This window comes from Ottowia sp., from assembly GCF_047601385.1.
Lineage (GTDB): Bacteria > Pseudomonadota > Gammaproteobacteria > Burkholderiales > Burkholderiaceae_C > Ottowia.
Window position 1 is genome coordinate 3,352,208 of the sequence record NZ_JASGJP010000001.1, and the last position, 13,631, is coordinate 3,365,838.

Consider the following 13,631-nt stretch of genomic DNA (forward strand, 5'->3'; position numbering starts at 1 on the left):
GTTCATGCTGCTGCAACGCGTCATCACCGCCCTGGTGCTGCTGGCCGTGCTGCTGGCGGCGCTGTTCGCCGCCTCGCCCGCGCCCTTCATCGGCCTGACGCTGGTGGCCATCGCCGCCGCCGCATGGGAGTGGGCGCGGCTGAACGGCGTGCCCGGCGCCGGTGCGCTGGCCACTGGTCTGCTGTGCGCCGTGGTGTGCGCTGGCCTGTGGTGGTTCGGCGCCGTCGAGCAGCCGCTGCCGGGACTGTGGCTGGCTGTTGCGGCGGCGTGGGTGTTGGGCGGCGCCTGGCTGCTGGGACGCGGCGTGGCGGGCTGGCCGCAGGTGCCGCGCGGGCTGCGCTGGCTGATCGGCGTCGGCGGGCTCTGCCTGGCCTGGCTGGCGATGGCGCAGGCGCGGCGCATCGGCATCAACTTCCTGCTTTCGGTGCTGTTCCTGGTCTGGGCGGCCGACGTGTTCGCGTATTTCGCCGGCCGCGCGCTCGGCGGCCGGCTGACGGGCGGCCGCAGGCTGGCCCCGAGCATCAGCCCCGGCAAGAGCTGGGAGGGCGTGTGGGGCGGCATGGTGGGCGTGCTGGTCGTCGCCGCCGTGTGGATTTGGCTCGACGGACGCTACGGCATGGACAGCGCCAGCCTGTACACCCGCCTGCTGCAAGGCGGCTGGTGGCTGCTGGTGCCGGGCGTGCTGTTCCTGGCGGCGATGAGCGTGGTGGGCGACCTCAACGAATCGCTGGTCAAGCGCGCCGCCGGCATGAAGGACTCCAGCCAGCTGCTGCCCGGCCACGGCGGCGTGCTGGACCGCATCGACGCGCTGCTGCCCACGCTGCCGCTGGCGATGATGCTGGTCACGGTGGGGCAGGCATGACGCGCCCGCTGCGGCTGGCGGTGCTGGGGTCCACCGGCTCGATCGGCGCCAACACGCTGGACGTGGCGGCGCGCCACCCGGAGCGCTTCGAGGTGGTGGCGCTGACGGCCGCCACCCAGGTCGATGCGATGCTGGCGCAGTGCGAGCGCTTCCGCCCGCGCGTGGCCGTCATGGCCAACCCCGCGCACGCCGCCGAGCTGGCCGAGAAAATCAAGCAAAAAGGGCTTCCAACGCAGGTGGAGCAAGCGCCAGCAGCTATTGAAAGCATAGCTTCCTGGGGTGAGGTGGACGTCGTCATGGCGGCCATCGTCGGCGCCGCCGGTCTGGCGCCCTGCATTGCCGCGGCGCGCGCGGGCAAGCGCCTGCTGCTGGCCAACAAGGAGGCGCTGGTGGTCGGCGGCGAGGTGTTCCTGCGCGCCGTGCGCGAGGGCGGCGCGACGCTGCTGCCCATCGACAGCGAGCACTCGGCCATCTTCCAGTCGCTGCCCGACGACCCGGCCACCTGGGCGGCGCGCATCGATCGCATCATCCTCACCGCTTCGGGCGGGCCATTCCGCACTCGCGCGCCTTCGTCGCTGTGCGAGGTCACGCCGGAAGAAGCCTGCGCGCACCCCAATTGGGTGATGGGCCGCAAGATCTCGGTCGATTCGGCCACCATGATGAACAAGGCGCTGGAAGTGATCGAAGCCCGCTATCTGTTCGGCGTGGCGCCCGGGCAGTTGGAGGTGGTGATCCATCCGCAGAGCGTGATCCACTCGATGGTGCAGTACCGCGACACATCGGTGGTGGCCCAGCTCGGCACGCCGGACATGCGCGTGCCGATCGCCTACGGGCTGGCCTGGCCCGAGCGCATCGAGTCCGGCGCCGCCGCGCTCGACTTTCGCGCCCTTCAGGACCTGAGCTTCGAGCCCATCGACGCCGACGGCCACCGCGCGCGCTACCCCGGCCTGGCCCTGGCTTGGGAGGCGCTGGCCGCCGCGCCTGGCAGCTGCGCGGTGCTGAACGCCGCCAACGAGGTGGCGGTGGCGGCCTTCCTGGAGCGCCGCATCCGCTTCGACCAGATCCACCACGTCAACCTTGCCACGCTGGGCGGCGTGCAGCCCGGCGCGCCGGACGACGTGCCCGCGCTGCTGGAACTGGACGCGCGCGCCCGCGCCGCCGCGCATGCTGCGGTGCAGGCGATGGCGCGCTGAACTTTTTGCCCCTGGCCAGAACCATAGACGCATGCTGCTCACCCTGATCGCCTTCGTCGTTGCCTTGGGGCTGCTGATCGCCGTGCACGAATGGGGGCACTACCGCATGGCGGTGGCGCGCGGCGTGAAGGTGCTGCGCTTCTCGGTCGGCTTCGGCCGCACCCTCTTGCGCTGGAAGCCGCGCCGCCAGCGGCCGGGGCAGGACACCGAGTTCGTCATCGGCGCCATTCCCTTCGGCGGCTACGTCAAGATGCTGGACGAGCGCGAAGCGCCCGTGCCCGAGGAAGAGCGGCACCTGGCCTTCAACACCCAGACGCTGACGACGCGCGCGCTCGTCGTCGCCGCCGGCCCGGTGGCCAACCTGCTGCTGGCGGTGCTGCTCTACGCGGCCGTCAACTGGATCGGCGTGGACGAGCCGCGCGCCGTGCTCTCGCCGCCGGTGGCCGGCTCCCTGGCCGAGCGGGCGGGCCTGCAGGGCGGCGATACCGTGCAGCGCGCCGCGCTGGCGGGCGACGAACTGGCGCCGGTGGCCTCGTTCGAGGGCTTGCGCTGGATCCTGACGCGCGGCGCGCTGGACAGCCAGGACGTGGTGCTGGAGGTGGCGCGCGCCTCCAACGGCCGCCTGGCGGAGGTGACCCTGCCCCTGACCGCGCTGGCCACGCACGATCCCGATGCGCGGCTGTTCCGCGCCATCGGCATCGTCTCGCCGCTCAGCCAGCCGGTGATCGGCGAGGTCATGCCGGGCGGCGCGGCCGAGCGCGCGGGGCTGCGGGCGGGCGACGTGGTGCAGCAGGTCGGCGGCACGCCGGTGCAGGACGGGCAGCAGCTGCGCGAGCTCATCCGCGGCTCGGGTGCGCAAGGCCAGCCGTTGGCGGCGGCGTGGCGCATCGAGCGCGACGGTCGGGTACTCCAGGTGGAGGTGCAGCCCGATCAGGCCGAGGACAAGGGCCAGCGCGTCGGTCGCATCGGCGCCCTGGTGGGCGGCGCGCCGGACATGGTCACGGTGCGGCGGGGCCTGATGGACGGCCTGTGGGCCGGCGCCGAGCGCGTGTGGGAGGTGTCGGCGCTGTCGCTCAAACTGCTGGGCCGCATGCTGGTGGGCGAGCTGTCGCTGAGGAACCTGAGCGGCCCCATCGCCATCGCCGATTACGCCGGCAAGTCGGCCGCGCTGGGCCTGACCTATTACCTGGGCTTTCTGGCCTTCATCAGCGTCAGCCTGGGGGTGCTCAACCTGTTGCCCGTGCCGGTCCTCGATGGGGGGCACCTGATGTATTATCTTTGGGAGGCGGTGACGGGCAAGCCCGTTGCTGGTGTGTGGCTCGAGCGACTGCAGTACATGGGCATGACCCTGCTGCTGGCCATGATGGCCATCGCGATGTTCAACGACGTCGCGAGCCGTTGGGGCTGATCGCTTCGCTTCGGTTCGTTCTGGCGGCCTGCCGGGCCGCGCTTCTCTCAGCACTCATGAATCTCATCGCACAACGACTGCGCCTGCGCACCGTGTCCGCCGTGGCGTCGCTCGCGCTGGCTTCGCAGCTGGCCTGGGCGGTCGATCCCTTCACTGTCAGCGACATCCGCGTCGAGGGGCTGCAGCGCATCGAGCCCGGCACGGTGTTCGCGTCGCTGCCGGTGCGGGTCGGCGAGACCTACAACGACGACAAGGGCGCGGCCGCCATCCGCGCGCTGTACGCTTTGGGCGTGTTCACCGACGTGCGGCTCGAAGTGGCCGGCGACGTGCTGGTGGTGATCGTGCAGGAGCGCCCCACGGTGGCCTCGGTCGAGTTCGCCGGCAACAAGGAATTCACCAACGAGGTGCTGCAAGGCGCCCTGCGCGACGCCGGCCTGGCCGCCGGCCGCCCCTACGACCGCGCGCTGGCCGACCGCGCCGAGCAGGAACTCAAGCGCCAGTACATCAACCGCAGCCTGTACGGCGCCGAGGTGCAGACCACCGTCACGCCGATGGAGCGCAACCAGGTGCGCCTGACCTTCAACATCACCGAAGGCCGGCCGGCGCGCATCCGCGACATCGACATCGTCGGCAACCGGGCGTTCTCCGATTCGCAGCTCAAGGGCCTGTTCGATCTCGACACCGGCGGCTGGCTGTCCTGGTACACCAAGAGCGACCAGTATTCGCGCGCCAAGCTCAATGCCGCGCTGGAGTCGCTGCGCTCGTACTACCTGGCGCGCGGTTACCTCGACTTCAAGATCGACTCCACCCAGGTCGCCATGGCGCCGGACAAGGAGGCCATCACGCTGACCGTCAACGTCACCGAGGGCGAGCGCTTCGTCGTCACCGGCGTCTCGCTCGACGGCAACTACCTCGACAAGGACGACGAGTTCAAGTCGCTCATCACCATCAAGCCCGGCGAGCCCTACAACGCCGACCAGGTGGCCGAGACGACCAAGGCATTCACCGACCACTTCGGCAACTACGGCTTCGCGTTCGCCACCGTCGAGGCGGTGCCCGAGGTGGACCGCGCCAACAACCGCGTGGCCATCGTGCTGCGCGCCGACCCGTCGCGCCGCGCCTACGTGCGCCGCATCAACGTCCAGGGCAACACGCGCACGCGCGACGAGGTGATCCGGCGCGAGTTCCGCCAGCTCGAATCGTCCTGGTACGACGCCGAGAAGATCCGCCTCTCGCGCGACCGGGTGGACCGCCTGGGCTACTTCACCGACCTGTCCATCACCACCGCCGAGGTGCCCGGCGCGCCCGACCAGGTGGACCTGAACGTCGAGGTCAAGGAAAAGCCCACCGGCAACATCTCGATCGGCGCCGGCTATTCGTCGTCCGAGAAACTTTCGTTCACCTTCGGCCTGTCGCAGGAAAACGTGTTCGGCTCCGGCAACAAGCTCGACTTGCAGCTCAACACCGGCAAGTACAACCGCACCGTGGTCGTCAGCGCGACCGACCCGTACTTCACCGTCAACGGCGTCTCGCGCACCGTGGACGTGTACTACCGCACGCAGAAGCCCTACCAGGACCAGGGCGGCAACTACACGCTGGTGACCATGGGCGTTGGCCTGAAGTTCGGCCTGCCGGTGACCGAACTCGACCGCGTGTACCTGGGCATCAACGCCGAGCGCACGCGCATCAAGCCGGGCACCAACATCCCGGCGGCGTACCTGGCCTATGCCGAGAAGTTCGGCTACACCAGCTCGGCCTTCCCGTTCACGCTGGGCTGGTCGCGCGACTCGCGCGACAGCGCGCTGGCACCCAACTCCGGCCGCTACCAGCGCCTGACGGGCGAGCTGGGCCTGTTCGGCGATGCGCGCTACGTCAAAGGGAATTACCAGTACCAGCAGTTCGTGCCGCTGTCCAAACAGTACACGCTGGCCTTCAATGGCGAGCTGGGCTGGGGCAAGGGGCTGAACGGGCGGCCGTTTCCCGTGTTCAAGAACTTCTACTCCGGCGGCCTGGGGTCGGTGCGCGGCTACGAGCAGTCCACCCTGGGGCCGCGCGACGTCACCGGCGCCTACATCGGTGGCACCCGCAAGTTCACGGTCAACACCGAGTTCATCACGCCCTTCCCCGGCGCGGGCAACGACCGCACGCTGCGCCTGTTCGCCTTCGTGGACGCCGGCGCGCTGTACGGCGAGGACGAGAAGATTTCGGGCGACGCGCTGCGCTATTCCACCGGCGTGGGCTTCAGCTGGATCTCACCCCTGGGTCCGCTGCGCTTTGCCTTCGCGGTGCCGCTGCGCAAGAAGCCCGGCGATAGAATCCAACGTTTGCAATTCCAGATCGGGACATCGTTTTGAAGCAGTTCGTTTCGCGCGGCGCGGCAGCCGCGGCCATGGTGGGTGCGGTGCTGTGCGCGGCGCCGGCGTTCGCGCAGGAGGCCGCGGCCCGCATCGGTTTCGTCAACACCGACCGCATCCTGCGCGAGGCCGCGCCGGCCAAGGCCGCGCAGACCAAGCTGGAGCAGGAGTTCTCGCGCCGCGAGAAGGAGATCGACGATACCGGCCTGGCGCTCAAGACCGCGTCCGAGCGATTCGAGCGCGAGGGCGCCACCATGAGCGAGAGCCAGCGCCAAGCGCGCCAGCGCCAGTTGATGGACCAGGACCGCGAGTTCCAGCGCAAGCGCCGCGAGTTCCAGGAAGACCTGAACTCCCGCAAGCAGGAAGAGCTCCAGCAGATCATCGACCGCGCCAACCGCGTGGTGAAACAGGTGGCCGAGGCCGAGAAGTACGACGTCATCCTGCAGGAGGCCGTCTACATCAATCCCCGGCTCGACGTCACCGACAAGGTGATCAAGGCGCTCAACGCCGGCAAGTGAGCGCGGCGGCCGCACGCCGATGATGCGGCTGCCCTAACTGGAGAAGGCGCCTGTCATGACCCTGCGAACCGGCGCCATCGTCCAGGCCCTGGGCGGCGATCTGTTCGGTGACCCCGACCGGCTCCTCGCGCGCCTGGCGCCGCTGGAAGGCGCCGAACCGTCCGAGTTGAGCTTCCTGGTCAACCCCAAGCTGACGCACCTGCTGGCCGGTACCCGGGCCGGCTGCGTCATCGTCGGCCCGGCATTGGCCGAGGCCGCGCGCAGCCGGGGCGACTGCATCGTCGCCGCCGATCCGCACCTGTACTTCGCCCGCGTGACGCAGCTCTGGAAGCGCTTGCACGGCGGCGCGGCGCGCCCCGGCATCCATCCCAGCGCTGTGGTGGAGGAGGGCGCCTTCGTCGATTCCAGCGCCAGCGTCGGCGCGCTCTGCTTCGTCGGCCGCGGCGCGCGCATCGGCGCCGGCACGGTGCTGCACCCTCGCGTCACCGTGGGCGAGGACTGCGTGATCGGCGCGCGCTGCATCGTCCAGAGCGGCGCCGTGATCGGCGGCGACGGCTTCGGCTTCGCGCCGCGCGAGGGCGCGTGGGAGAAGATCGAGCAGCTCGGCGCCGTGCGCATCGGCGACGACGTGGAGATCGGCGCCAACACCTGCATCGATCGCGGCGCGCTGCAAGATACCGTCGTCGAGGACGGCGTCAAGCTCGACAACCTGATCCAGATCGGCCACAACTGCCACATCGGCCGGCACACGGCGATGGCCGGCTGCGTGGGCGTGGCCGGCAGCGCGCGCATCGGCGCGCACTGCACGGTGGGCGGGGCCGGCATGATCCTGGGACACCTCACCATCGCCGACCACGTGCACATCTCCTCGGCCTCCATCGTCACGCGCTCGATCCTCAAGCCCGGGCACTACACCGGGTTCTTCCCGATCGACGAGAACGGCGCCTGGGAGAAGAACGCCGCCACCCTCAAGCACATCCATGGCTTGCGCGAGCGTGTCAAGCACCTCGAAAGGCTGCTTCCCGACGAGGATGAAGCATAAAATAGGCCTCCTGCGCCCGTCTGGCGGGCGCTACCAGCTACCAAAACAGAAGCATCGAGCATGATGGACATCCACCGCATCCTGACCAAGCTGCCCCACCGCTACCCGTTCCTGCTGGTGGACCGCGTGCTCGACATCGACCTGCAGGCGCGGACCATTCGCGCGGTCAAGAACGTCACCGTCAACGAACCCTGTTTCACCGGGCATTTCCCCGCGCGTCCGGTCATGCCCGGCGTGCTGATGCTGGAGGCGATGGCGCAGACCTGCGCGCTGCTGTCGTTCGAGACCGAGGGCATCGCGCTCGGCGAGGATCAGGTGTTCTACTTCGTCGGCATCGACGGTGCGCGCTTCAAGCGGCCGGTGGAGCCGGGCGACCAGCTCATCCTGCATGCGGCGCTGGAGCGCGCGCGCGCCGGCATCTACCGCTTCAACTGCAAGGCCATGGTGGGCGACGACGTGGCCTGCGAGGCGGCCATCATGTGCACCATGCGCGACGTCGGCTGACGGACGGCTTCGGTCGCCCATGGCTGAGATCCACCCCACCGCGCTGGTCGATCCCCAGGCCGAGCTCGACGGCTCGGTGCGAGTCGGGCCCTGCGCCGTCATCGGTCCGCACGTGCGCATCGGCGCGCACTCCACGGTGGGAGCGCACTGCGTGATCGAAGGGCGCACCACGATCGGCGCGCACAACCGCGTCTTCCAGTTCGCCAGCATCGGCGCCGAGCCGCAGGACAAGAAGTACGCCGGCGAGCCCACGCGCCTGGAAATCGGCGACGGCAACACCATCCGCGAGTTCGTCACCATCAACGCCGGCACCGTGCAGGACGCCGGCGTCACCCGCGTGGGCGACGACAACTGGATCATGGCCTACGTGCACGTCGCGCACGACTGCCAGATCGGCAGCCACACGATCCTCGCCAATGCCGTGCAACTGGCCGGGCACGTGCACCTGGGGGACTGGGTGTTCCTGGGCGGGCAGACCGGTGTGCACCAGTTCGTGCGCGTGGGCGCCCATGCCATGACGGGCTTCCAGGCCCGCCTGTCGCAGGACTTGCCGCCTTTCGTCACCGCCGCCGGCAGCCCGGCGGAAGCGCAGAGCATCAACGCCGAGGGCCTGCGCCGCCGCGGCTACACGCCCGAGCGCATCGCCCTCGTCAAGCAGATGTACCGCCTGCTCTACCGCAAGGGCCTCACGCTGGATGCCGCGCGCCAGCAGATCGACGCGCTGCGCGGCGAGGTGGCCGAGGCCGATGCGGACATCGCGCTGATGCAGGCTTTCCTGGCATCGGCCGCGCGCGGCATCGTGCGCTAGCCGTGAACGCCCCGCGCTTCGCACTGGTCGCCGGAGAACCCTCAGGCGACCTGCTGGCGGGCCACTTGCTCGATGCGCTGAAGGCCCGCTGGCCCGGATTGCGCGCGGCCGGCATCGGCGGCGCCGAGATGGCCGCGCGCGGCTTCGAGGCCTGGTGGCCCATCGAGAAGCTCTCCGTGCGCGGCTACCTGGAGGTGCTGCCGCGCCTGCCCGAACTGCTGCGCATCCGCCGTCAGCTGGGCGACCGGCTGCTGGCCGAGCGGCCCGATCTGTTCATCGGCGTCGATGCGCCGGACTTCAACTTCGGCCTGGAGGCGCGCCTGAAAAGCGCCGGCCTGAGGACGCTGCACTTCGTCAGCCCCTCGTTCTGGGCCTGGCGGCCCGAGAAGCTGCGCAAGCTGCAAGCCGCCGCCGACCACGTGCTGTGCCTGTTCCCGTTCGAGCCCGAATGGCTGGCCGAGGCCGGCATCGCCGCCAGCTACGTGGGCCACCCGCTGGCCAGCGTGATTCCGATGCAGCCTGACCGCGCCGCCGCCCGGCGCGCGCTGGGGCTGCCCGAACAGGGCACCGTGGTGGCGCTGCTGCCAGGCAGCCGTACGGCCGAGGTCGATCACCTGGGTTCAAGGTTTTTCAAGGCCGCAGCGCTTGTCCAGCAAGCGCTGCCAGCTACGAAATTCATAGTCCCCACGGTGCCGCGCCTGCTGCCGCGCGTGCAGGCGCTGGCGCAGGCCAGCGGGCTGGGCGATGCCATCGCCGTGCTGCCCGGCCAGTCGCACGCCGCGCTGGCCGCCTGCGATGTGACGCTGATCGCCAGCGGCACCGCCACGCTGGAGGCGGCGCTGTTCAAGCGGCCGATGGTCATCGCCTACGCCATGCCAGCGCTCAGCTACCGGCTGATGGCGGCCAAGCGCCAACTGCCGTGGATCGGCCTGCCCAACATCCTGTGCGCGCCGCCCGAGTGGCTGCGCCGCCCGCCGGGCATGACGGCGCGCCAGGCGGCCGACCGGCCCGGCGCGCCCTTCGTCGTGCCGGAGCTGGTGCAGGATGCGGCCACACCCGAGGCGCTGGCGCGCGCCGTGCTGGACTGGCTGGCTGCGCCTGAGAAAATCGCCGCCACCGAGGCGCGCTTCGCCGCGCTGCACCACGATTTGCGGCGCGACACCGCGCGCCTGGCCACCGATGCGATCGAGACGCTTCTTGCGCGCTGAACAAACCGCCCTGGACTGGGACGCGCCCGGCCTGCTGGCCGGCGTGGACGAGGCCGGGCGCGGCCCGCTGGCCGGCCCGGTGGTGGCGGCGGCGGTCATCCTCGACCCGCGCCAGCCCATCGACGGCCTGGCCGATTCCAAGAAGCTCACGGCGCTGCGGCGCGAGCGGCTGTTCGACGAGATCCGCGCCAAGGCGCTGTGCTGCGCCATCGGCGAGGCGTCGGTGCAGGAAATCGACCGCCTGAACATCCTGCAAGCCACGCTGCTCGCCATGCAGCGCGCCGTCGCCGGCCTGCGCCTGCCGCCGGCCAAGGTGCTGGTGGACGGCAACCGCCTGCCCACGCTGCCCATGCGCGCCGAGGCGGTGGTGGGCGGCGACGCACTCGTGCCGGCGATCTCGGCCGCGTCGATCCTGGCCAAGGTGCACCGCGACCGCTGGTGCGCGGAGATCGACGGCGCCTTTCCGCAGTACGGCTTTGCCGCCCACAAGGGCTACGGCACGGCGGCGCACCTGGCGGCGCTGCGCGCGCACGGGGCGTGCGAGTACCACCGCCGCAGCTTCGCGCCGGTGGCGGCCGTGTTGACAAGGGCTGCCGCATGAGTACCGAGCCGCTGCGCATCACCTCGCGTGACAACCCACTCGTCAAAGACTTGAAGCGCCTGGCGCAGGACGGCGGCGCCTACCGCAAGCAGGGCCGCGTGTGGGTCGAGGGCGACCACCTGTGCCGCGCCGCGCTGGCCCGTGGCGTGCGGCCGCAGCTCGCGGTTTTTTCAGAGTCTTTTTGGCCTTCAGCGCTTGCTGGACAAGCGCTGGCAGCTATCAAAACCGTAGTTCTGGACGAAGCGCTGATGGCGCACGTCAGCGGCCTCGAATCGCCCGCGCCGGTGGCTTTCGTGATTGATCTGCCCGCCGCGCCGGCGCTGCTGCCCGACGCGCCCACCGTGGTGCTCGACCGCGTGCAGGACGCCGGCAACGCCGGCTCCATCCTGCGCAGCGCGGCGGCGTTCGGCTTCGCGCAGGTGGCGGCGCTCACGGGCACGGCGGGGCTGTGGTCGCCCAAGGTGCTGCGCGCCGGTATGGGCGCGCACTTCGGGCTGCGGCTGGTGGAGGGCCTGGTGCTCGACGACCTGGCGGCGCTGCAAGTGCCGCTGCTGGCGACCAGTTCGCACGAGGGCGAGCTGCTGCACCGCGCCGCGCTGCCCTGGCCCTGCGCCTGGGTGCTGGGGCACGAAGGGCAGGGCGTGGACCCGCGCATCGAAGCGCGCGCGGCGCAGCGCCTGCGCATCGCGCAGCCGGGCGGCGAGGAGTCTCTGAACGTCGCCGCCGCAGCGGCGATCTGCCTGCACGCCAGCGCCATCGCACGGGGCTGAGCGCCCCGCCCGCGAGGCGGCGCCCGGTTATACTTGGAGGCTTTTCTCGCAACAGCGTCGCCCCGACCGCAGCCGAAGCACCTCCTTCTTCAGACGAGCCGCCGCAGCCCGCGGGTTGCGGGGCCGCGCGCACGGGCGACCGCAACCATCGGAGAACCCTGTGCTTTCGTCCCTAGAGGGCAAATTCCCGCCCGCCATCCTGGCCCTCGCCGACGGCAGCGTCTTCATCGGTCAATCCATCGGCGCCGTCGGCACCGCGGCCGGCGAGGTGGTGTTCAACACCGCCATGACCGGCTACCAGGAAATCCTGACCGACCCCAGCTACTGCCAGCAGATCGTCACCCTGACGTACCCGCACATCGGCAACACCGGCGTGAACGGCGAGGACGTGGAATCCGGCAAGGTGCAGGCCGCCGGCCTGATCGTCAAGGACCTGCCGCTGCTGGAGAGCAACTTCCGCAGCCAGCGTACGCTCAGCGACTACCTGAAGGCCGAGCGCACCACGGCCATCGCCGGCATCGACACCCGCAAGCTCACGCGCATCCTGCGCGAGAAAGGCGCGCAGAACGGCGCCATCGCCGGCCTCGCCGAGGGCGAGGCGGCAACGCCCGCGCGCATCGACGCCGCGCTGGCCGCCGCCCGCGCCGCGCCGCCGATGGTGGGGCTGGATTTGGCCCAGGTGGTCAGCACCGACAAGCCCTACGAATGGACGCAGACCGAGTGGCATCTGGGCGAGGGCTACGGCACGCAGGGCGCGCCTCGGTTCCACGTCGTCGCCTATGACTTCGGCGTCAAGCAGAACATCCTGCGCATGCTGGCCGAGCGCGGCTGCCGCGTCACCGTGCTGCCGGCCCGCACGCCCGCCGCCGAGGTGCTGGCGCTGTCGCCGGACGGCGTGTTCCTCTCCAACGGCCCGGGCGACCCCCAGCCGTGCGATTACGCCATCGAGGCCACGCGCACGCTGGTCGAGCGCGGCCTGCCGGTGTTCGGCATCTGCCTGGGCCACCAGATCATGGCGCTGGCCTGCGGCGCCAGGACTTTCAAGATGAAGAACAGCCACCACGGCGCCAACCATCCCGTCAAGGAGCTGGATTCGGGCCGCGTCAGCATCACCAGCCAGAACCACGGCTTCGCCGTGGACATGAACAGCCTGCCCGCCAACGTGCGCGCCACGCACATCAGCCTGTTCGACGGCACGCTGCAGGGGCTGGCCTACGTGGACCGGCCCGCGTTCTGCTTCCAGGGCCATCCGGAGGCTTCGCCTGGCCCGCACGACATCGGCTACCTGTTCGACCGCTTCATCCAGTCCATGCGCACACACAGGGAGAAAACAGCATGAAGCTCTACGCCTTTCCGCAAGCGGCCCTCGAAAAGGCCATCGCCAAGCGCATGCTGACCCTGCCGCCGCCGCACAAGGCGTGGTTCACCGACCGCTGGTCGCAGAAGCCCTACAAGAAGTCCTTCATGGAGTTCAAGGCCATGCCGCTGATCACGCTGCTGGCCAAGGGCAAGACCTGGACCGATGAGGAATTCAACGGCGAGCTGGCGGCCTGGGACGTGAAGTTCTACGACGCCGAGGCCGAGGTGCTGCGCCCCATGATCGAGGGCGACGGCCTGGTGCAGCTCATGCAGAAGAACATGCCCGCCGACCGCGTGCAGGCCCTGCTGCGCAAGCTGGATGAAGACCGCCATGCTTGACCGTCTGCGCTGGCTGTGGAGCGGGCACCTGGGCGTCGGCATCGCGGCCGCGCTGCTGGCCGGCTGCGCGCAGATGCCGCCGCGGCCGCCGGACGCGCGCGCCGAGCGCCTGGGCGAGCTGTTCGCGCAGGCCGTGCCGGTGGGCGAGGTCGTGCGCGTGGTGGCCGAGCGCAACCCGCGCTGGCCGGTGCACGACCTGCCGCCCGGCAAGGTCACGCCGGAGCAGACGCGCTGCCTGCGCGCGGAACTGACGCCGGAGAAGGTGGCGGCCTTCCAGCGCGCCGACGCACGCCGGTTCGTGGAGCGCCACCCCGGCCAGGCCGACGAGGCCATCCGCATCCTGAGCCATGGCGGCGCCGAACTGTTCGGCAAGCTGATCATGGCCGGCGGCCAGGAGGAGCTGACGGGCCAGCGCGCCAACGCGCGGGCCATCATGCAAGGCGCCACGCCCGGCCAGCTCAAGGAGTTCATGCAGCTGACCACCGGCGCCGGCTATGCCGACCTGCGCCAGGCCCTGCGCATCGACGGCATCACCAGCAGCCTGGGCGATGAGCCTGCCACCGCGCGCCAGCGCGGCCGCCGCGCCGGCCAGGCCATGGTGCTCGAACCCCTGCTGACCGCCATGGAAACGTGCAAGGTGCCGTCTTCCACGCTTTTCTAGACCC

General features: G+C 70.4%; 14 protein-coding genes. All 14 read left to right on the top strand.

Annotated features, from left to right (window positions below; all coding sequences use genetic code 11):
• Nucleotides 1–4: 4 nt before the first annotated feature.
• The 14 genes from QM772_RS16285 (at nucleotide 5) to QM772_RS16350 (ending at nucleotide 13,627) form a co-directional block, all read left to right on the top strand.
• Nucleotides 5–862 carry a phosphatidate cytidylyltransferase gene (locus QM772_RS16285; RefSeq protein WP_415138287.1) on the top strand — a complete coding sequence of 286 codons (858 nt, stop codon included), beginning with the start codon at nucleotides 5–7 and terminating at the stop codon, nucleotides 860–862.
• Nucleotides 859–2,055: a 1-deoxy-D-xylulose-5-phosphate reductoisomerase gene (locus tag QM772_RS16290; RefSeq protein WP_415138289.1), complete on the top strand. Its 1,197-nt coding sequence runs from the start codon at nucleotides 859–861 to the stop codon at nucleotides 2,053–2,055. Before QM772_RS16285 ends, QM772_RS16290 begins: the two co-directional genes overlap by 4 nt.
• A 31-nt stretch (nucleotides 2,056–2,086) precedes the next feature.
• Nucleotides 2,087–3,463 (top strand): RIP metalloprotease RseP, encoded by a 1,377-nt coding sequence (rseP, locus tag QM772_RS16295; protein ID WP_415138291.1) that lies wholly within the window; start codon nucleotides 2,087–2,089, stop codon nucleotides 3,461–3,463.
• A gap of 56 nt (nucleotides 3,464–3,519) precedes the next feature.
• A complete protein-coding gene (bamA, locus tag QM772_RS16300) occupies nucleotides 3,520–5,817 on the top strand; it encodes an outer membrane protein assembly factor BamA (protein ID WP_415138293.1) in 2,298 nt (765 codons plus the stop codon).
• A 35-nt stretch (nucleotides 5,818–5,852) separates the two neighbouring features.
• A complete protein-coding gene (locus QM772_RS16305; RefSeq protein WP_415139634.1) occupies nucleotides 5,853–6,335 on the top strand; it encodes an OmpH family outer membrane protein in 483 nt (160 codons plus the stop codon).
• 55 nt (nucleotides 6,336–6,390) lie between these two features.
• Nucleotides 6,391–7,377: a UDP-3-O-(3-hydroxymyristoyl)glucosamine N-acyltransferase gene (gene lpxD, locus QM772_RS16310; protein WP_415138295.1), complete on the top strand. Its 987-nt coding sequence runs from the start codon at nucleotides 6,391–6,393 to the stop codon at nucleotides 7,375–7,377.
• Between the two features lie 60 nt (nucleotides 7,378–7,437).
• Entirely contained in the window at nucleotides 7,438–7,881 is a 444-nt protein-coding gene (gene fabZ / locus QM772_RS16315; RefSeq protein WP_415138297.1) for a 3-hydroxyacyl-ACP dehydratase FabZ, read from the top strand.
• Between the two features lie 19 nt (nucleotides 7,882–7,900).
• On the top strand, nucleotides 7,901–8,689 hold the full coding sequence (lpxA, locus tag QM772_RS16320) for an acyl-ACP--UDP-N-acetylglucosamine O-acyltransferase (RefSeq protein WP_415138299.1): 789 nt from the start codon (nucleotides 7,901–7,903) through the stop codon (nucleotides 8,687–8,689).
• Nucleotides 8,690–8,691: 2 nt separating this feature from the next.
• Nucleotides 8,692–9,897, top strand: a complete 1,206-nt coding sequence (gene lpxB, locus QM772_RS16325) for a lipid-A-disaccharide synthase (RefSeq protein WP_415138301.1) — start codon at nucleotides 8,692–8,694, stop codon at nucleotides 9,895–9,897.
• Nucleotides 9,869–10,498, top strand: a complete 630-nt coding sequence (gene rnhB / locus QM772_RS16330) for a ribonuclease HII (protein ID WP_415138303.1) — start codon at nucleotides 9,869–9,871, stop codon at nucleotides 10,496–10,498. Before lpxB ends, rnhB begins: the two co-directional genes overlap by 29 nt.
• On the top strand, nucleotides 10,495–11,268 hold the full coding sequence (locus tag QM772_RS16335) for a TrmH family RNA methyltransferase (RefSeq protein WP_415138305.1): 774 nt from the start codon (nucleotides 10,495–10,497) through the stop codon (nucleotides 11,266–11,268). The genes rnhB and QM772_RS16335 overlap by 4 nt, the downstream gene beginning before the upstream one ends.
• 160 nt (nucleotides 11,269–11,428) lie before the next feature.
• Nucleotides 11,429–12,607 (top strand): glutamine-hydrolyzing carbamoyl-phosphate synthase small subunit, encoded by a 1,179-nt coding sequence (carA, locus tag QM772_RS16340; RefSeq protein WP_415138307.1) that lies wholly within the window; start codon nucleotides 11,429–11,431, stop codon nucleotides 12,605–12,607.
• The gene (locus tag QM772_RS16345; RefSeq protein WP_415138309.1) at nucleotides 12,604–12,966 is read left to right on the top strand and encodes a hypothetical protein; all 363 of its coding nucleotides are present in this window, start codon (nucleotides 12,604–12,606) and stop codon (nucleotides 12,964–12,966) included. Before carA ends, QM772_RS16345 begins: the two co-directional genes overlap by 4 nt.
• On the top strand, nucleotides 12,959–13,627 hold the full coding sequence (locus QM772_RS16350) for a hypothetical protein (RefSeq protein WP_415138311.1): 669 nt from the start codon (nucleotides 12,959–12,961) through the stop codon (nucleotides 13,625–13,627). Before QM772_RS16345 ends, QM772_RS16350 begins: the two co-directional genes overlap by 8 nt.
• Nucleotides 13,628–13,631: the final 4 nt, after the last annotated feature.